20 protein-coding genes are annotated in these 17,237 nt (G+C 62.4%); 9 read left to right on the top strand and 11 right to left on the bottom strand.

What is annotated here, in order from left to right:
* Both ACT54X_RS12575 and ACT54X_RS12570 read right to left on the bottom strand, forming a co-directional pair.
* A complete protein-coding gene (locus tag ACT54X_RS12575) occupies window positions 1–279 on the bottom strand; it encodes a type II toxin-antitoxin system RelE/ParE family toxin (protein ID WP_476346818.1) in 279 nt (92 codons plus the stop codon).
* Entirely contained in the window at window positions 276–560 is a 285-nt protein-coding gene (locus tag ACT54X_RS12570; RefSeq protein WP_476346817.1) for a CopG family ribbon-helix-helix protein, read from the bottom strand. The genes ACT54X_RS12575 and ACT54X_RS12570 overlap by 4 nt, the downstream gene beginning before the upstream one ends.
* Before the next feature lie 61 nt (window positions 561–621).
* Here ACT54X_RS12570 and ACT54X_RS12565 point away from each other — a divergent pair, with 61 nt between their 5' ends.
* Window positions 622–1,428, top strand: coding sequence for a SprT-like domain-containing protein (locus tag ACT54X_RS12565; RefSeq protein WP_476346815.1), 807 nt, complete (start codon window positions 622–624; stop codon window positions 1,426–1,428).
* A 23-nt stretch (window positions 1,429–1,451) separates the two neighbouring features.
* Here ACT54X_RS12565 and ACT54X_RS12560 read toward each other — a convergent pair whose 3' ends face one another.
* Entirely contained in the window at window positions 1,452–2,435 is a 984-nt protein-coding gene (locus tag ACT54X_RS12560) for a tyrosine recombinase XerC (RefSeq protein ID WP_476346813.1), read from the bottom strand.
* Window positions 2,432–3,475 carry a tyrosine-type recombinase/integrase gene (locus tag ACT54X_RS12555; protein WP_476346811.1) on the bottom strand — a complete coding sequence of 348 codons (1,044 nt, stop codon included), beginning with the start codon at window positions 3,473–3,475 and terminating at the stop codon, window positions 2,432–2,434. Before ACT54X_RS12555 ends, ACT54X_RS12560 begins: the two co-directional genes overlap by 4 nt.
* A gap of 300 nt (window positions 3,476–3,775) precedes the next feature.
* Between ACT54X_RS12555 and ACT54X_RS12550 the strand changes: the two genes are divergently transcribed.
* The 8 genes from ACT54X_RS12550 to ACT54X_RS12515 all read left to right on the top strand — a co-directional run bounded on the left by ACT54X_RS12550 (window position 3,776) and on the right by ACT54X_RS12515 (window position 10,617).
* Window positions 3,776–4,513: a DsbC family protein gene (locus tag ACT54X_RS12550; protein ID WP_476346809.1), complete on the top strand. Its 738-nt coding sequence runs from the start codon at window positions 3,776–3,778 to the stop codon at window positions 4,511–4,513.
* Between the two features lie 26 nt (window positions 4,514–4,539).
* Window positions 4,540–5,148 carry a hypothetical protein gene (locus tag ACT54X_RS12545; RefSeq protein ID WP_476346807.1) on the top strand — a complete coding sequence of 203 codons (609 nt, stop codon included), beginning with the start codon at window positions 4,540–4,542 and terminating at the stop codon, window positions 5,146–5,148.
* Window positions 5,149–5,207: 59 nt separating this feature from the next.
* Window positions 5,208–6,074, top strand: coding sequence for a hypothetical protein (locus ACT54X_RS12540; protein ID WP_476346805.1), 867 nt, complete (start codon window positions 5,208–5,210; stop codon window positions 6,072–6,074).
* 1,552 nt (window positions 6,075–7,626) lie between these two features.
* On the top strand, window positions 7,627–7,890 hold the full coding sequence (locus ACT54X_RS12535) for a hypothetical protein (RefSeq protein ID WP_476346803.1): 264 nt from the start codon (window positions 7,627–7,629) through the stop codon (window positions 7,888–7,890).
* A 36-nt stretch (window positions 7,891–7,926) separates the two neighbouring features.
* Window positions 7,927–8,307: a hypothetical protein gene (locus ACT54X_RS12530; protein ID WP_476346802.1), complete on the top strand. Its 381-nt coding sequence runs from the start codon at window positions 7,927–7,929 to the stop codon at window positions 8,305–8,307.
* A gap of 167 nt (window positions 8,308–8,474) precedes the next feature.
* Window positions 8,475–9,086: a hypothetical protein gene (locus ACT54X_RS12525; protein WP_476346800.1), complete on the top strand. Its 612-nt coding sequence runs from the start codon at window positions 8,475–8,477 to the stop codon at window positions 9,084–9,086.
* 87 nt (window positions 9,087–9,173) lie between these two features.
* Window positions 9,174–9,839: an Nmad2 family putative nucleotide modification protein gene (locus ACT54X_RS12520; protein WP_476347103.1), complete on the top strand. Its 666-nt coding sequence runs from the start codon at window positions 9,174–9,176 to the stop codon at window positions 9,837–9,839.
* Window positions 9,840–9,945: 106 nt separating this feature from the next.
* Window positions 9,946–10,617 carry a hypothetical protein gene (locus ACT54X_RS12515; RefSeq protein ID WP_476346799.1) on the top strand — a complete coding sequence of 224 codons (672 nt, stop codon included), beginning with the start codon at window positions 9,946–9,948 and terminating at the stop codon, window positions 10,615–10,617.
* 242 nt (window positions 10,618–10,859) lie between these two features.
* Here the strand turns inward: ACT54X_RS12515 and ACT54X_RS12510 are convergent, their stop codons facing one another.
* The 7 genes from ACT54X_RS12510 to ACT54X_RS12480 form a co-directional block, all read right to left on the bottom strand.
* On the bottom strand, window positions 10,860–13,211 hold the full coding sequence (locus ACT54X_RS12510; protein WP_476346797.1) for a helicase-related protein: 2,352 nt from the start codon (window positions 13,209–13,211) through the stop codon (window positions 10,860–10,862).
* Window positions 13,212–13,313: 102 nt separating this feature from the next.
* Entirely contained in the window at window positions 13,314–13,928 is a 615-nt protein-coding gene (locus ACT54X_RS12505) for a hypothetical protein (RefSeq protein WP_476346795.1), read from the bottom strand.
* Window positions 13,929–13,932: 4 nt separating this feature from the next.
* Window positions 13,933–14,223, bottom strand: coding sequence for a hypothetical protein (locus tag ACT54X_RS12500; RefSeq protein ID WP_476346793.1), 291 nt, complete (start codon window positions 14,221–14,223; stop codon window positions 13,933–13,935).
* Window positions 14,224–14,545: 322 nt separating this feature from the next.
* The gene (locus tag ACT54X_RS12495) at window positions 14,546–15,052 is read right to left on the bottom strand and encodes a hypothetical protein (protein WP_476346791.1); all 507 of its coding nucleotides are present in this window, start codon (window positions 15,050–15,052) and stop codon (window positions 14,546–14,548) included.
* 15 nt (window positions 15,053–15,067) lie between these two features.
* On the bottom strand, window positions 15,068–15,478 hold the full coding sequence (locus ACT54X_RS12490; RefSeq protein WP_476346789.1) for a hypothetical protein: 411 nt from the start codon (window positions 15,476–15,478) through the stop codon (window positions 15,068–15,070).
* Between the two features lie 227 nt (window positions 15,479–15,705).
* A complete protein-coding gene (locus ACT54X_RS12485; RefSeq protein WP_476347101.1) occupies window positions 15,706–15,999 on the bottom strand; it encodes a hypothetical protein in 294 nt (97 codons plus the stop codon).
* Window positions 16,000–16,108: 109 nt separating this feature from the next.
* Entirely contained in the window at window positions 16,109–17,236 is a 1,128-nt protein-coding gene (locus ACT54X_RS12480; RefSeq protein ID WP_476346787.1) for a DUF6094 domain-containing protein, read from the bottom strand.
* Window position 17,237 lies beyond the last annotated feature (1 nt).

Below are 17,237 nucleotides of genomic sequence, written 5' to 3'. Positions count from 1 at the left end.
TCAGCGTCGCTCGCGGGTGTGCCAGAGGCGCAGGATGTAGATCGTGTCCTCCACGACCTCATAGCGCAGTTCGTAGTTCAGGGCCAGGATCCTGCGGACCTCGCGGCCAGCGAAGCCCTCGACCTTCTCGCCGAGGCGAGGGTGTTGGTGCAGCACCTCGGGAGCCCGCACCAGCGCCTGGACGGCCTTGGCGGCTGCGGTCGGGTTCCGGGGTGCGAGGAAGTCGTGCAGCCGTGCCAGATCGGAGAGCGCCCGGCTCGTCCACTGCAGACGCATCATCGTCTGGCGGGCTTGCGCCGAGGTGTGGGAAGCGCCCCCGGCATCTGCGATCCCAGGCTGTCTGCCCAGGCCAGCACGTCGGCGTGGTCAACGATGCGCGCCTGGTCGACCTCGGCAAGCGCCTCAAGCGTCATTCGATGGTGCATCTCCTCCTCATCCAGCCAGGCCGAGAGCGCTTGCTTGACGATCCACCCCCGAGAACGTTCCAGGCGCTCAGCGACGCCATCGACCTTCTCAGCCAAGTCGGCTGGCACGTGCGCAGTGAGGACGCGGGTGGGCATTCCATGCTCCAATTGATTGCGGATGATTGAATTTTAATCATCCGAGGGAGAGAACAACGAAATGCTTTGTATTGCGCAATCCAAACCGGATGCGGCAACGTCGCTCGTGCCCCGGGCGGCGCCGACGCAGGAGACCTACGAAGAGCTGCAGCATGCCTACAGCCACTTCAATCGGACCCTGTTCGACGGGGCGCTGCCCGCATGCCTCATCACGCTGCAGCGAGAGAAGGCCACCTGCGGCTACTTCTCTGGTGCACGCTTCGCGAGCGTCGACGGCGCGGTGACCGATGAGATCGCCCTGAACCCGGCGTACTTCGCCGTGGTACCGCTGGTGGAGACGCTGCAGACCCTGGTGCACGAGATGACGCACCTCTGGCAGTCGCACTTCGGGCAACCCGGGAGGGGGAGGTACCACAACCGGGAATGGGCGGACAAGATGGAGAGCATCGGCCTGATGCCTTCGTCGACGGGCCAGCCAGGCGGTAGCCGCACGGGTGACTGCATGGCCGACTACGCCATCGAGGGCGGCTCGTTCCTGGCCGCCTGCGAGGCGCTGCTCACCGACAGCTTCAAGTTGACCTGGTATGACCGATTTCCGGCGAAGGAACACGTCGCGTTCGGAGCCAGCAGCCTGGCGCAGCATCTGCCTGCGGCCGCCGGCGGCGGTGCGGCGCCGATAGCGCAGTTGCCAAACCTCGCCACGGTGGTGCACCCGCCGACCGCCGGCGGCGACGCTGAGGTCCCCGCGCCGCCGAACAGATCGAATAGGCGCAAATACCGCTGCAGCTGCGGAATCCAGGTGTGGGGGAAACCAGGGCTGCAGATTCACTGCGGTGCCTGCAGGTCAGCCTTCGCTGAGTCCGACTGAGCGCAGGCACCGCCAGGCGCTACTCAATGCCCCCCGTTGCCGCCTGCGAGCGGGTGAGCCGCTTCATAAGCCCCGGAAAGATGAGCGAAGTCCAAGTGCGTATAGACCTGAGTGGATTCAAGGGACTCATGGCCGAGTAGCACCTGGACCGCCCGCAGATCCGCTGAGGACTGCAGAAGATGGCTGGCAAAGGAGTGCCGCAGCATATGCGGATGAACGGGCACGCCAACGCCGGCACGTTCCGCCCGGCTGGTCACCATCGACCGGATTGCAGAGCGCCTCATGCGCGATCCTGATTGCGTGACAAACACTGCCTCTTGCTCTTGCCGGAAGTCGGGACGTAGCCTGATCCACGCCCGCAGCGCGCGCTCAGACATCTCGTGTATCGGAACGCTGCGCCATGTGCGACCCTTGCCAAGGACGATCACCATTCCGGCCTCCAGGTCGATCCAGCCCTTGCCGTTTTTCGTTTGGCGAAGGTCGAGTCCTGACAGCTCACTTGCTCTCAAGCCGCAGCCATAGAGCAGCTCCACGATGGCCACGTCTCGCGCCTCCATCCAGCTGACAACTTCCACTCGGCGGTAGTCTGCAAATGCCGTCGCTTGTTCAACGCTCAGTGCCTTTGGTAGCCGCCTGGGTACCTTGGGCCTCCTCACGGCAAGCGCTGGATTTGTCTCGATGAGCCCGCGCTTTATGAGCCAACTGAAGAATCCACGCCATACGGTGAGTCGTAGCGCGACCGTTCTGGGGGCGGCTCCTTCCTGGAGATCCTGCTTTGACCACCGATCAATGGTGGTCGCCTCCAGGTTGGTCACCGGCAGGCGCAATAGCGCCGCGCGATGGAGCAAAACCTTCAGCTGCTGCCGATAGCAGTCGAGCGTCAAATCCGCCAGGCCGCGCTCAGCTTTCAGGTAAAGAAGAAAAGCGGCAACGAGGTCTGCATCGGCCGAGCCACTTGTGGCCTGCGTCGGTCGTTGCAGGAGGGAACGGACGTCGTGATTCATCATCGCTCTGTCCTCGCTTCACCGGCTCCATCCAGCCGGGCCCCCTGCTGCTGAACCGCCTTGGGCCACACTGCGCGCCTTCGCCGCTCAGGGTCGTGGTGCGCCCGGGGATGGTGGGTGAACACCAGGTCGCGTAGCGCCGGTGTGTCGGTGTGGGAATAGATGGCGGTCGTCGAGATGGAGACATGTCCAAGCAGCATCTGGATGACCCGAAGGTCCGCGCCACCTGCTTTCAGGTGAGTGGCGAATGCGTGACGGAAGGTGTGGGGCGTCAGCAGGCCCAGTCCCTGTTGGGCCGCGTAGCTTCGCACCATCAGGTAGAGCCGCTGGTAGGTGAACTCGGGATCGTCCCCAGGGTGAACGAACAACTTCGGATGAGCGCGCGGGTGTTTGCCTGGCTGCGTAAGTAGCTGACGCCTAGCCGATAACCGGTATGCATCCAGCCAGGCGGCTGCCGAAGGGCCATACGGCACCAGGCGTTCGACCTGTCCCTTCCCGATGAACCGGATCGCTCGGTGCCGGAAGTCGAAATGCGATTCCTCAAGCTGACGCAGCTCGAAGGCCCGCAGCCCTGCGCCGTATAGGAGCTCCATGGCGGCGCGGTCGCGCACTCCTATCGGTGTTGTCGTGTCGGGGGCATCGAGAACGCGTACAACCTGGTTGAAAGTTGGCACCCAACGGATGGTCCTTCGCTGTCTTGCCATCGGTGCGAGGTCTTGCGTGGGATCGTGCGTGATCACGTTCTGGAACGCCGCCCACTCATAGAGCCGTTGAACTGCCCACCTGGTGTTGTGCATCGTGCCGTGGGCAAGGCCCCTGTCCTGCATCGCGAACAGGAACGACGAGATCACGTTCCTGTCGGCCAACGCCCACGTGTAGCCGTGGTGTGAGAGCCAGCGCAGATAGACGCGCAGGGCCTCTTGAAGCCGTTTGACCGTGGAAGGGGAGAGGATGCAGGCGGCGTCTTCGACACACCGCTGCACCATGTCGTCGAACTCCACCGGCCAGGATGAGGGGCGACGAGAAAGTGAGCTGGATTTCATATTCCCTGAATTCAGGCTTGTCAAGCCGATATCGATTTCACGTCACCGCCGATATCCGGCTGCGTGACGAACGAGTGCCCCATACAGTGCCTCGCCAGGGATCCACAACTCACTTGGTAGCCAGATCATCACAAAGTGTTGAGGGTTTGTATAGATCGCCCAGGTGAACACTGCTGCAGCGCAGCGTAATGGTCACGCCGGCCGCCATTTCCCCTTGTCCCCCGACCTCGTCCCAACGTCCGATTGCCGTCGCTGCAGGTACGCCTGCCCTCCATCACCTTGATCGCTCCGAAGACTCCCATGCGACTCTCCGCCGCTTCGCTCGCTTGTTCTCTTCTGCTGACCCTGTGCTTCGCTGCCGTGGCACAACAGTCTTTGCCGACTGAGAAGGAGCGCAAGCTTCGCGAGGCCATCACCGCTCGCACCCATGGAACGGTCGCCGTTGACGCCATCACGACGACGCCTGTACCCGGCCTCTACGCCGTGGCGTCCGACGGTGAAGTCTTCTACACCGACGAGAGCGGGCGCTACAGCTTCGTGAACGGTGCCTTGATCGACATGCAGGACCAGCGTGACCTGACCACTCCGCTCATCGACAAGATGCACGCCATCCCCTTCTCGGCGTTGCCCCTGAAGCTGGCCATGAAGGAGGTGCATGGCAAGGGGACACGGACCATGGCCATCTTCGAGGACCCCAACTGCCCCATCTGCCGCGTGTTCACCAAGTTCCTGGACCAGGTTGATGACGTGACCATCTACCGCTTCATGTACCCGGTGATCGATCCGAAGTCTGAAGCGCTCGCTCGCAACGCCTGGTGCGCGGCGGACCGCCCTAAGGCGTGGAAGGACATCATGAATGGCTTCCGACCGAGCCAGGACGGCACGTGCGATGTGTCCGGGCTGAGTGCCATCCTGCGCTTCGGCGAAAAGTACCGCATCCAGAACACGCCGACCGTGGTGCTGGCCAACGGCAAGCGCCTCGTCGGCGCGACACCGCCTGAGCAGTTCCTCGCCGACCTCGACGCCGGCGGACGGTGACAGGCAGCCGCCGGGGAGCGTCACGCATGTACCGTTCGAGCAAACGTAGCCTTTCCAAGATGTTGGTGACCACCATGCTGGTGCTGGCCGCGATCGGTTCGGCGCGCGCCCAGCGGGCCGAGCCCACTCCGCAAGGCGACGCCGTTTGGCAGCCAGTGCGCGAGGTGGTATTCAACTCGACGACCTTCGCGTCCACGGGCACAAGCGACGATCGCGCACTCATGGCCAAGCTGTGGGCGAAGGAACTTTCCGGGTCCCAGCGCACGCCTGTCGGCGCTGCACTTCCAGGATTTGCGCTCGTGGCCACGGTAAGCCGCAACGGTGTCGACTACGTCCTTACGATGTTCAACCGGGCGGGACCTGACACCGGGTGCGACATGCCTGGCAACGGTGGGCAGGATCTGCATGCGACGTGCCCGCTGCGTGTGGTGCAGATGCAAGGCGGCGATGTGCTTGCAGGTCAATCCTTCCCGGGCTACTGCATGCTGGCCGGCCTGTTCGACTCCGGCGAGACGGCGCGGCGGCTCAATCGCATGGAGTACGCCTACGACGAGCGCGTCGGCGCGGTGCGCCTGCGCACGATCGAGCACGGCCGCATCGTTCCAGCGTGTTCGCGTTCGATCCGGCTGCCGTGACCCTTCCCTTGGAGAGGCATGCGCACTCAGCGGCCGTTAGGCGCCGCCGCTTCCGAACCATGTTGCTCGGCTCAGTGTTGTTGCTGCCCGCGCTTGTTCTTGCGGCCGTGTTCACCGCCGCCCAGATCGCGGACGCGGTGCGCGCCTCGTCGCGAGCGAGTGCCTGGCTGCGGGCAAACGCCGACGCCATTGGGGCCTTGGCGGTGCGCGTCGAAAGCGGCGGCTCCACGACCGCCTACAACGGTTCCTGCTGCTACGGCGTGCTGCAGATGAACGCTGCCAATGTCGCCTACTACACCGGCAAGTCGCCGTCGCAGTACCTGGCGATGTCCCTCCAGGACCAGGTCGACGCCTGGTCGGCGCTCACCAGCGACGCGTTGTCGTCCTCGACGGTCACGCGGCTCACGTCGATGTCCAGCTTCGATGGCCGGACGGTGGATGCCTACCTGGTCTTGGCCTGCGTGCAGCTCGGCACCGGCAACTGCAACAAGATGCTCAACTCAGGCTCTTGCAGCGGCTTCGCGGACAGTAACGGCACCACCATCTGCCGGATGGCGGACCAGATGGCCGGAACCTCCAACGGCAGTGGCAGCAGCAGCGCCGGCACTGGATCCTCCGACGACTCGGCATCCGGCCTCGCGCCTGCTGTCGGGTGTAGCGTGGGCGCGGACGGGGCCTGTCTACCCATCGCCGAAGCGATGCAGCAGGGATTCGCTGCCGGTGCGGGGGGCATCTCGATGCCGTTGCTCAAGGCATCCCTCCTGGTGGCTGTTGGCGCGGCTGTGGTGCTGATCGCGGCGGGTCTTGCCGCCGGCACCTGGGGGCAGTACCAGGGCGGCGGGATCACCGCACATGAGTTCGTCCGGACCATGGTGAAGATCGCGCTCATCGTGATGATCGCCCTGACGATCACTGCAGGCATCTGAATGCCTGAGCCACGAAGCCGAAGGCGGAGGATCGGCAGCCACGCACCCTAGCATTCAAAAAAAACGCAAACGGAGGAAACCTTCGTTTGCGTTACTCCGCATTCATTCTGCTTTCCTGGGAAAATTCCCATGAGTGCGGACAGCTATGAGAATACACGGTTCTCAGCCGCAGGCCAAGCTCAGACAACGATGGGAATTTACCGACGACTTCACGAGACACAGCGCGTCCCGTCTTTGTCTGCATTGCGTGAAATTTTTCACTACTGCGCGGCGGTGACCACGTTATATTGCGCTCGTCCAGACGATCTCCAGTTCCCTCAACTCCCTTATGTCTGGAACTTCAACCGGCCCAAGCGGCCGGTTTTTTACATTCGGATTGCAGCTGTGCGCTTGCAATGGTAGTTGGCCGCGCTAAATTTCTTGGCCATCCGCGTGTAGCGGGCACGGGTCAGGAAGCGGTACTTTTGTATAGAAAGACAGCACCGATGACGGTGCCTGGCTGTCCGCCGCCAGCACTACCGCCGGTTAGCTAGCGACCTGCGTGTGAAGCGCCATCTCCGACCCACCCATCTCGGCAGGGGGCCTCAGCCTGTGGAACTGGATGAATGCCCACATCCGATTGCCGTATGTCCCCGCGGTGCGCAGGTTCCTGCGTCATCCGCAGGCGTTTTTGCAACTGGTCCAGCACCCCCGCGGCGCGCAATGCCGCTAAGTACAGATTGGGCGGCGCTTGCAGGTACTTCCGCGAGGCCGTAACGGTCGGCACAACTGGCGTTGTGATGCTCCCCAAGGCGGCCAACGTAGAGTGCCTCGAGTGGGAGCTGAGCATCGAACGCTTGATGAGGGCGGCCATGCGGTGCGCCCCAGGCATCGAGATATGCGCAGGCATCTGCACGCGAAGCTACACCTGGCGCTGATGTTCGTAGCCCAGGTCGTTCAAGGCCCGGTCAGCGGCCGAGCTATCCGCGCACATCCGGGAGCCGGGCGGCACGTTAGCGTGGACGAAGGGGATGATCCGCGCGCTAGAGACGTTGGCCAAGCGCTGCATTACCAGCCCGCTGAACCCCTCGGGCTCCAGCAACTCCACGGGGGATCAACTCCGGCCGCGGCCGGCGTGGTAAGGCGGACTTATGCGCCTCACCGCGTGCAGACGAAACCGTCAGTCCACCGCCGGGCTTCGAGATGGCCTAGGCAGACTTGCTTGGAGCCGAAGCGCTAGAGGAATTTGCTTCAAGTACGGGCATGGTACCGGCCCCCTCTCAGGATATTGTATGGACATCCATCCAGTTTCTGTGCAAGCGCGGGAGCCAACGAGATACCCCATTTCAGAGTACTCTCAAACGAGAGCATCTGATGCTGCGTCCACGGTTTGCGGTGATGCAAGCCTGTCGATCGAGGGCGCGGGGTCTCTACCGAGGCGGCGTTGTCTGTCTCGCCTGAGCACGTTAGGCCACAAAAATCTACAACGTCGCCAGACCACAAGGGGTTGCAGATTAAGTTAAGTTGATTTAACATCGATGCATGTTCAACTTACACACATGGAGCGTATGACATGGGGCGGAAGAACCACATCCTAGACGCGCTGAAGTCGATTGCAGCGGCTCAGGAAGAGCTGCAGAGGACAGTAGAGACCCATAGCAAAATCATCGATAGTCAAGGGCGTGATATCGCCAATCTTGAGAAAAAGGTGATGGAGCTTCGCAACAATGCAATTCAGGCGGAGGTTGCCAGTGGCGTACCCTCAAAAGAGGTCGCATGGAAGTACGGCCTGACTCCTGCCCGAGTTGCTCAAATCGCCCCAAGAAAGTTCAGCTAGGCTGAAAATCCCATTTGTAATCGAAGTGAGGAAAACATGGCTCAGTACGCGATTGCTTTCGATCTTGATACTCGTGCAATGACTGCCCAAGGCATCACACCGGCGCAGCGCACACAGATCTACCAGACCGAGATCCCAGACGCCTTGCGGTCTTGTGGATTCACCGCACATCCCCAAGGATCTTTATACCACACTGAATCAGAACAAAATCCTATCAACGCAATTATGCAATTGCAATCCGCACTTACAAGAAATGCGCCCCGCTTCTGTCAGTTTGTTAGGCGCGTTCATGTATTCCGAATGGAGGAGTGGAGCGACGTTACTGACCTGATTGCAAATCGGCCCGCCGCTCAAGGACCCGATGCTGACGAAGAGATTGCGGAGCAGGAGGATATTATTGCTGCAGAGAGTACGTGATGTCTGCAGCCTAACTATCGATTTAACGCGGACGCCGACACAGGATATGCCTTCCGCATTTTATTGGCATGTGCTGGTACCTTTCGCGCTATCGGTCTTCGGCGCCGAGTAACTGGGCTGTAGGCATCGCAACAACGTTCTCAACTGATCGGATTGCAGTGAAAAACTTGATCGCCCCCGATCGCGATGCATTTGCTGCTGACCCCATCGGCTACAGCAGCCTCGCCTGGCACAAGTGGCAAACAGCTCTTCTACTCGGCGGCGCCGTCTCGGAGCCGTCTGAACAACCCTCGAAGGAGGATCTGAAGTCTCCCGTTCTCTGGCTAACGCAAGCGAATGCATTGAGTACAGCAGCAAAGGTGTTGGTTGACTCGAAGCCTTCCTGGGAGTCTATGCCGCCGATGGTTCGAGGAATGTGCGACTGCCAGTACTGCGCTGTCGCGCTCATGCTTGTTGGCTATAGCTTAGAAACCTGTCTCAAGGCGATGCACATTCTTGCGCACGGGGTAGATGCGTTCCTGAAGAAAGAGAAGGACTATTTTCACCACAACTTGGTCGAGCTTGCAGAGTTCCTGCCCGGCTTGAGCCAGAAGGACAGGGCCATTCTCCAGGGCTTGACACACTTCGTCGTCTGGGCTGGTCGCTACCCCGACCCCGGCTCACGTCGCCTCAACCACGCAGAAGAGGTCTTCCTTCTATCAGAGCAGCATCAGATTGCTGGAGGCGATGTATTCGGCTTGGCGGCTCGCGTGATGAAGCATGTCCAGTCGATGGCATGATTCTGGCCATGCCGCGAAGACAATCGCCTAAGCAATCCCTCAAGCGTGCCTGCCGACGGGAGGCTGCTTAAGTCACACGGCCTTCTTATGCCACGACTATTCACCTATACGATTCCCGTCGACGATGGAGCGGCCCCTAATCCGTTCAACGGCATGTGTTCATTGGCAATATGTAAGCCAAGTATTCGTCGAGTAGCAAAGCCAAATGACTGGGTCGCCGGCCTCGGTTCAAAGAATGCGCCCAGCGGAGATTTAAGCGGCCGTTTGGTGTATGCCATGCGCGTAGAGGAAGTTTTGTCGCTGAAAGATTATGATCGCCAAGCCAGCGCTCGCTGGCCTGAGCGCATACCAAATATTAAAAGTTCTGCCCTTCAAGATCGCCTCGGTGACTGCATTTACGACTTCTCCAACGGCTCAAGACCTATCCAACGATCAGGCGTCCATGGGCCAGAAAACGTTGCGACTGACCTTTGGGGTGAAAACGTTTTGCTCTCGAAAGATTTCTACTACTTCGGTAGCCGAGCGAAAGTGCTGCCGGATTATCTACGCCCGATCTGCCATCAAACCCAAGGGCACCGAAGCAACTTGAATGCTCCTTACTTCGATCAATTTGTCGCTTGGGTTCGGTCCCTTGTCTCCACTCCGGGGCAGCTCTACGGGTGGCCTGATCACATCGTGAATTGGGAATCTGTTTCGGTATGCGGTGGTTGCATCTCTAGAACGCTCGAAGATGACTTCGATCAAGATTGCTAACAATTCCGTCGATCGGGCACGCTAAGGCTGCGCTTGTGTGTGCCCTTAGCGGCTTCACCGCTACTTCACCCTTTTAGTTGAACGCTGGGCATCTCAGGCACAGGCTATGGACATTTTATATTTCTTCAATCGCCGACTGGACTTCATTCGGCAGTTCTATGAGACCGCGTCTGCGCCATATGTGGAGCGCAAACGAAGGATCCAGGCCGAGGAGGAGCCATTTGTTCCGCCATACAGCGAGGACATCGAGCCCGCCTTCCTGAGCGAATGGATAGAGGCCAATGAATCTCTTCACGTACTCGCCTACTCGTGCATTTCCATGCTCGCTGCGGCCTTGCATCTCTACCTTGAGTCATGGGTCAGAGAGAGTAGCGTCCCGGTTGACGAAGAACTTAAGAATTCATTTAAGAAAACTGGCTGGTTTCGGGGCTACAGAACTCATTACTCTCAGCGTTTTGCAATCAAGTTTGAAGCTTGCCCGGCAGACCTCCGGCTTCTCGAAGAGGTCGTTCTTGCGCGAAATCGTTTCGAGCACCCGCCATCGATAGCGAGCATTAGGCCAAGCTATGTCGGTGCAGACCTAAAGAAATTGTCGCATCCGTTCTTCGTTGATGAACGAGAGGCAGCTCTTTTTGCGGACGCGGAGGAAGGTGAAAAAGCCTGGTTCATCCCGCCAACACTGCATGTTACCGAACAGCAGCTTCTGGCCGCAATCGCGGAAGTCGAGGGATTTGGTAACTGGTTTGGCGCAGAAATTGAAAACCGAGTCAATGGGTAATAGATCCCGAATCCGTCATTCGAGCGAACCCGCGCGATCAGCCGTGCAGGTCGCTCACTTCAAAGTTGCGCCACCACAGGCAAGTGGGACCGCGCTCAATCAGCCGCCACGATGTTGCAGTTCGCGCCACTTCGATCCAAAGATGCCAGGCAGTGAATCCCCGGCCTCACGTTCTCCGATGCGCAGACTCGGCAAGCGCCTCCGCCGCGCAACTGCTTGTCGCGCGGCGGATGGCGGCTCCATCACAGCTGTGCCATCAGCTCCCGAGCTAATGCCACCTCCAGGCTGTCTCCCTGGGTTTCATTGAGTACATCCAGCCCTGATTCAGGCATCTCGCCCGAAGTGGACTGCGACACCGCGATCTTCCTGCCCATCAGCTTGAGGCAGTCCATCTGCGTGGATTCTGCGTAGCCGAGGAAATGAACCAGCACCGGCTTGTTCTGCCCGATCCGCCAGCTGCGCCTTGCGGCCTGCTGGACGGTGTAGACGTTGAAGCCGGTCTGCAGAAAGACGATGGTCGGAAACTCCAGCAGATCGAGACCGGTCTTCACCAGCTCCGGGTTGCAGATGATGCCGTCCACGCCCCGATCAACCTGCTCTGTGACCCAGTCCTCGCGTTTGGCAGCGTCCACCGTCGACCGCAGCACGGCGACCTTGAAGCCTTCCACCTCCAGCAGTGAGCGCACCCTCGCCGTGGTGTCCCGGGTGCCCGAGTAGATGGTGTAGATCAGCACGCGCCGACCCTGCAGCTTCTCCTGCCGGCAGATCTCCAGCAGGCGCTGCTCCTTGGGCATGGCAGTGGTCTCGTTGAAGATTGCCGGCTGCAGATGCAGTACGGCCTTGGTTCTCGGGTGCTTCACCGTCTCGCTGCGAAAGCAGCAGTCCGGCCAAGCCAGCAGCACGTTCATCACCACGCCCAGGAGGGTGCTGTCGCCCAGCGCAAGGGCGCGCTTCAGGATCTGGACAAGGCTGAGGGCCATGCGGCGATAGGCGTCGGCCTGGGCCTCCAGCATTTTGATGGGCTCGAAGACCTCCTCGTAGGCCGGCAAAGCCTTCGCGTCGATCTCCTTGAGCTTGAGGAACACGGTGATCGGGAGGACGTACCGCAGGATGCCCAACGGGCTGAAGCCAGGTGCCTTGCTCGTGCGCACGGTGAGGCTCTTGCCCTTGGCCGTCCGGTGAGAGCCGCTGCTGGTCTCCTTGTAGACGTCCTTCAGCACGCCATGCTCGCGCATGAACGCCATCGTGGCCGCGCCGAAGGAGCCCCTCGCATTCGGCCTGAAGCCGTCCTGCACCATGACCGCCGGGTTGATCCGCCAGAGCAGGTGAAAGAGATCGTCCGCGTAGCCGCCCATGAGCGTTCCGGTCAGCAAAAGCGTCTTGCGACACTGGCTGGCCAGCACACCCATGGCCTGCCCCTGGGCCGAGCCCTCGTTCTTGTACTCGTGGCCCTCATCGACGACCAGCAGGCCGAAGTAGTGCTTCGGCAGGTAGCGCTTCACGAACTCGGTGGCCTGGTAGCCGCCTTGCCCGATCGAGAACTCGAAGCTGGCCAGCGACCGTTCCATACGGCGGGCCTGGCGGTCGTTGAACACCAGGTCGCCGTTCTCGTCCATCAGGTTCAAGAACTCGTAGACGTTGTCTTCGAGCATGCCGCCGAGCAGCTCCTCACCGAAGGTGTTGAGCAGCCGCTTCGCGGCCACCGGACCAATGGTCGGTAGCTGCTGCAGCGCAGCCCCGACGATCTCGCGCATGGACTGCCTGGCAGTGCCAGGGCGGATCAGCGTCCAGAGGGCGCTCCCGCAGCCCTTCGACGTGCACTGCATGCGCCGGTCACTCAGCGCGGCCTCGGCAAACTCGGCAGAGAGCCAGAGGCGGTTGCCATCGGCGTCCTCGCGCTCCAGCGGTTGCATGCAGTCCGGGCAGCACGCGGTCGCCCAGGTCTGACCCTGATCGCGGAGCTTGCGCACCACGAATGACGGGCGCCAGTGGAATCCCATGCGCATGCGCACGCGGCCCAGAACGAAGAACTCGGGCTGACGGGTCTGCAGCCCCAGGGCCGCACGGATCGACAGGAGCTTGCGCAGGGTATCCGGGCCGTTGAGCACCCAGACTTTGGCACCAGGCACGGTCTCCAGGATCTCGCGTCGCCACTTGTAGACCAGGTGCGGCGGGCTCACGATCAGGGTTCGCGGCGCTTCCTGCTGGACGACCGCGGCCGCACAGATGGCCATCATCGTCTTGCCCGAGCCCATCTCGGCGTTCAGGACGGCGGCAGGTTCGCCGCGGTCGAGCAGAAGCTTGCAGATCGCCTGCACTGTCTCGGCCTGGGCAGCGAACGGCTTGCGCCGCAACCCCTGCATGACAGCGGCCCGATGGTGCCAGGTCGCCAGTTGGCGGTCCAGGGCAGGAAGGTAGACGGGCGGATTGCTGGCCTTCACCTGCTCCAGCATGTCGCTACCAAAGGCGCGCATGAAGTCGCCAAGGGCGATGGTCTCGCCGTACAGGTCGGTCCCGCCGGCGCCGGCCTCGCTCGGACTATCGGCGGCGGGTGCGGAGTGCAGGGCCACGTTGGGCGTGTCGTGTGTGGTCATCGGGATTCCTATCGAGGTCGGGAACCCCAGCCCCAGGGGCCGGAGTCCCCAGGGGGTTGAGAAAAAGTCGTCCGCCGGCGGCCAAGGCCGCTGGCGGTGGGTTCAGAGCACGAGGTGCCCCTGTTTCACCTGCTCGCTGATGAAGCGAACGAAGTGATCCGTGATGCTCACCCGCAGCGCGTCGACGGGGCCGAGCGGGGGATAGAGCGGATCGTTCAGGCGCTCGAAGGCGCGCGTCTCAAGGCACCAGGCCTGCAGCGCGGGTCGCCAGGCGTCCAGCAGTGCAACCGGAGAGAGCCGGCGGGTGAGGTCCCAGGCCTTGTCCAGCAGGTCGTTCCCGTCGGGGCCATCCGCCAGCAGGGATTGGCGTCGGCTCAACGCCCAGCCGATCCGGTTCGGGCGATCGAGCTGGACGAGCGCGCGGTCGTAGATCCACACCTGTGACAGCGGGCCGAAGACGTTTTGGCGAGGCAGCCGTCCGGCGAACTTCACAAGGTGGTCGACGCTGCCGACCTCCACCAGGTGACGGCGGCCATCGGCCTCGTCGACCAGGTGAATGCGAGAGACGCCCCCATCCTTCTGCCCCAGCTGCATGGCGGCGTGAAGCTGCATCAGCGAGCCATCCCTGCCATACAACGAGATGAAGCGCAGCGTGCCGGTGGAGTCGCGCAGACATGCGTCCGCGAACACCTCCGGAAACTCGGCGATGGGATACACGGTCCTAGCCATTCAGATTCCCGTTCACATCTGCGGTGGGGATGAGAAGCCAGGCACTGACCCAGACGCCGTCGTCACTTTCGCTGAGAGCGGCGCCATCGTCGACCTGGATGCCGGTGTGTGCACTTCGAGGCGAGTCATACCGGTCCTGGGCCAGTTCGACTGCTCTCGGGTACTTGACCTGCAGGTCCCGCTGACGCTGAAGCTGCGTTCCCAGGTCACGAACAGCTGCGGCTAAATCGCCGCCTTCCCACGACTCCACCACTCGACGGGCCGCTATCTGCAGCTCAAGCATGGACGTGCTCCGGACGAGCGGTGGCGGCTGTCAAGGCTTCGCCTGCGCTTCGCCTGATGGTGCTTCCTGCATGCCCGCGGGCATGGGCTATGGACATGTGCATTCGCATGGTTCACTCCTTGGAATGATGCGCAGGACGCCCCCGGCGGGGACGCACCCCGCGCGGGTTGAGGGATGGCGCGCAAGGCGCCGCATGCCCGACCTGATGGCCGCCGCGCTTTCAGGGCTGAGCGCGATTGAAGACCTGCGCACTGTCGGAGGCTTCCCCCTACGGCCGCTGATCAGCCGCACGGGGAAGCCTTCGCTTCCCAGGTTGGACGCGCTATGCGTCGATGGGCCGCAGCGGCGTGCGAACCAGCCGATGCAGCACGAGGGAGTGTTCCTCTCCCCGGATGTCGATGAATCGCCCCGTGCTGGCGTCTTCACCGTGCGTCAGCAGCAGCTGCTGATCGTTCATTTCCACGATGGACCCGGATGCCGTTGTGAGGAATGGCTGAGGGTCCCGCAACGACGGGGTGAGCACGACCTTGTCCGTCTCGTAGCCATCGACCACGATTTCATCGGCATCCAGCAATGCCGCGAAGAGCGACCGCAACTGAGTGGGCTCGGCCGCTCGCGCGACGCCGTAGACCTTCTCCCACCGATCCAGGACCTCCTGCGCTGCGGCAACCCACGCCGCGCCGCTGAACATCGGGCGTTCGAAGCGCTCGGCCGGGGTGGCGGCCACCAGGCGTGCCTGCTTGAGGAGCGCGTCGATGACGAACACCTGCGTGAGCGGACCCGCGCGGCTGAAGGTCATCAGCTCAGTGATGAACTCGACATTGTTCATGGCGTGTCCTCTCGATCACGCCGGCAGCGCCGAGGCGGCGCCAGGTGCAGGTGCGTTCGCATGGGCAGCGAGCAAACCGTTCAGGAGTGCCTGCTGCACATAGTGGTCCTCCACAGCCGCTAGGAGGGCTTCCACGCTCTCCAACGCCTTCTGGTGGGCCTCCACCACCGTCCGCTCCGTCACACGCCTGCAGGGGGTGGTCAGGACGAGGCGCGAGAAGTCACCGCGGCCCGAGCCGAAGCCGAAGGTGTGGCTGCGATAGGCGCCTTCGATGCGATGGACCGTCGCGCGTGCGGTGATGTTGCCGCGGCTGTCCTTCGACGTGGTGATATCCAGCTCACGCTGGGTGCCCTCCAGGGCAATCGTGGTGCATGCGCGCCACTGTCCGTCTCGCTTGGTGACGGTGGTCTCGTACTTGCTGCTCATGTGCGTTTCCTTGAACAAGGTCGCGGGACCACCCGCGAGGGGTGGTCCCGCGCGGGTGGTGGAGATGACGCCTCGCGGCGCCGCTATGCCCGGCCACTGTCGTGGTCGGCGCGCTCGAAGGGCTGAGCGCGCCTGGAAGCCATGTCTTCATGTCGACGGCTTCCCTGTGCGGCCGCGAGGCAGCCGCACAGGGAAGCGGTCGCTTCCCGAGGACCTCTCGATGGTCCTCAATACTCCGATGGCAGCAGCAGCGTCGTGACGCTGCGGTCCCATTCGGTGATGACCCACACGGTGCTGACGCCGTCCATCTCGTACGAGGAATGGACGCGCCCTTCATCGCCTGGGCGCAGTGCGCTGTCGTTCAAGCGCTTGTCGCTGTCGCACAGGTCGCCCCAGTCGCCCAGGCCATGACGCCTGAGCAACTCGGCGGGATTCACGAGGCCTTGCAGCACCAGCTGGTGGACACCCTGTGTCAGGACGACCTCCCCTAGCGCGAATTTGTGGCCCTCCAGGGGGACCATGACTGTGGTGGTGAACACGACTGACTCCTTCAGCGAAGTGATGGGGAGCCCGTCCCGTCTGAGGGCCGAGCCCCCAAGGGTTGGTGGAACAACAGGTCAGGCGACCTGATCAGGCGATCTTCACGATCTGGCCCAGACGGTGATCGGGCGTGAACTCGATCGCGTTGATGACCGGCACGAAGCGGTCCAGGAGGGTGATGACCTGGCTGGCCTCGCCCTTGTCATTGAACTCCGTGACCACGGTGCGCTGCTTCTGCTTGAAGGTGTCTCCCTTGAGCAGGAACTCGCGTCCGTCGGCCGACCGGAACCTGCCGCTGACCTGGCCAGCGGCCAGGGACAGTGCAAGGTGCCAGGGCGTGAGTTCGCGCAAGGGAGGCCGGCAGGCGCCGGCGGTCTGGCGAAAGTGGTTCTCCAGGCCTTCCCAAAGCAGTGCGCTTCGATACCGGTCCAGTTCGTGGGCGAGCTGGTCGGCGTCGATGCGCACCGCGTGGAAGTCGCAGTCAGCCTCTTCCGCGGCAGGAACCACGTACGGTGCGTCCACGAAGTCGGTGCTGAGCACGGGCGCTTGGGCCTCGGAGGCCTGGGCCTGTGCGAGCAGCTCCTGCACTGCGCGGGTGGCGTTGCCGGCCTTGCGGCGGCGGCCGATGACCACGCACTGCCTGAACCTGCGCTCCGGGGCCATGAACACGCGGACGTCGTCGTAGTTGCGGGCCAGGTGGGCCCGGATCTCGTCGTCGAGCGCGTAGTGCGGAACGATGTAGACCAGGATGCCGCCATAGGCGACGTAGGGTGTGCACTTGCGAAGGAAGGTCCGCTCCAGCCGTTCGGCCTTCCCGGCTTCCGCGTCCGCCGCACTGCGGTTCGCGTTGTCCGAGACTCCGTAGCCGTAGGGCGGATTGAGGAACATCAACCCGATCGAGCGGGGCTTCACGATCACGTCGTGCATGTCTGCATGGATGACCCGGTCGAGGCATTGCTTCGCATGCCAGGCACGCTCGCGGTCGAACTCGATGCCCAAGGCCTCGATGGCCGGCGCCTCCTGCGCGGCGGAATGCTGCTGCAGTCCGTGTCGCACGTCGGCCAGGGCGCTGCCTTCACCGCAGCAGGGGTCCAGGAGCCTGCAAGGCCCAGGTCCCGGCCGCAGCATGGCAATGATGCCCTCCAGCGTCGCCTCGTCCGTCGGGAAGTAGCCGTTCTTGATGAAGTTGCGCGCGTTGCGCGCGAACATGAGTGCCATG

It is taken from the genome of Pseudacidovorax sp. DMC4 (assembly GCF_056314265.1).
The sequence above is the reverse complement of the archived record's forward strand: the minus strand, read 5'-3'. Positions and strand labels throughout refer to the sequence as shown.

Bases quoted from the DNA above. Each gene is read 5' to 3' on its own strand.
- ACT54X_RS12560 (WP_476346813.1), bottom strand. From the start codon at position 2,435: ATGATGAATCACGACGTCCGTTCCCTCCTGCAACGACCGACGCAGGCC.
- ACT54X_RS12490 (WP_476346789.1), bottom strand. From the start codon at position 15,478: ATGAGCAGCAAGTACGAGACCACCGTCACCAAGCGAGACGGACAGTGG.
- ACT54X_RS12550 (WP_476346809.1), top strand. From the start codon at position 3,776: ATGCGACTCTCCGCCGCTTCGCTCGCTTGTTCTCTTCTGCTGACCCTG.
- ACT54X_RS12495 (WP_476346791.1), bottom strand. From the start codon at position 15,052: ATGAACAATGTCGAGTTCATCACTGAGCTGATGACCTTCAGCCGCGCG.
- ACT54X_RS12520 (WP_476347103.1), top strand. From the start codon at position 9,174: ATGCCACGACTATTCACCTATACGATTCCCGTCGACGATGGAGCGGCC.
- ACT54X_RS12485 (WP_476347101.1), bottom strand. From the start codon at position 15,999: ATGGTCCCCCTGGAGGGCCACAAATTCGCGCTAGGGGAGGTCGTCCTG.
- ACT54X_RS12530 (WP_476346802.1), top strand. From the start codon at position 7,927: ATGGCTCAGTACGCGATTGCTTTCGATCTTGATACTCGTGCAATGACT.
- ACT54X_RS12540 (WP_476346805.1), top strand. From the start codon at position 5,208: ATGTTGCTCGGCTCAGTGTTGTTGCTGCCCGCGCTTGTTCTTGCGGCC.
- ACT54X_RS12510 (WP_476346797.1), bottom strand. From the start codon at position 13,211: ATGACCACACACGACACGCCCAACGTGGCCCTGCACTCCGCACCCGCC.
- ACT54X_RS12545 (WP_476346807.1), top strand. From the start codon at position 4,540: ATGTACCGTTCGAGCAAACGTAGCCTTTCCAAGATGTTGGTGACCACC.
- ACT54X_RS12565 (WP_476346815.1), top strand. From the start codon at position 622: ATGCTTTGTATTGCGCAATCCAAACCGGATGCGGCAACGTCGCTCGTG.
- ACT54X_RS12480 (WP_476346787.1), bottom strand. From the start codon at position 17,236: ATGGCACTCATGTTCGCGCGCAACGCGCGCAACTTCATCAAGAACGGC.
- ACT54X_RS12570 (WP_476346817.1), bottom strand. From the start codon at position 560: ATGCCCACCCGCGTCCTCACTGCGCACGTGCCAGCCGACTTGGCTGAG.
- ACT54X_RS12535 (WP_476346803.1), top strand. From the start codon at position 7,627: ATGGGGCGGAAGAACCACATCCTAGACGCGCTGAAGTCGATTGCAGCG.
- ACT54X_RS12500 (WP_476346793.1), bottom strand. From the start codon at position 14,223: ATGCTTGAGCTGCAGATAGCGGCCCGTCGAGTGGTGGAGTCGTGGGAA.
- ACT54X_RS12515 (WP_476346799.1), top strand. From the start codon at position 9,946: ATGGACATTTTATATTTCTTCAATCGCCGACTGGACTTCATTCGGCAG.
- ACT54X_RS12575 (WP_476346818.1), bottom strand. From the start codon at position 279: ATGATGCGTCTGCAGTGGACGAGCCGGGCGCTCTCCGATCTGGCACGG.
- ACT54X_RS12555 (WP_476346811.1), bottom strand. From the start codon at position 3,475: ATGAAATCCAGCTCACTTTCTCGTCGCCCCTCATCCTGGCCGGTGGAG.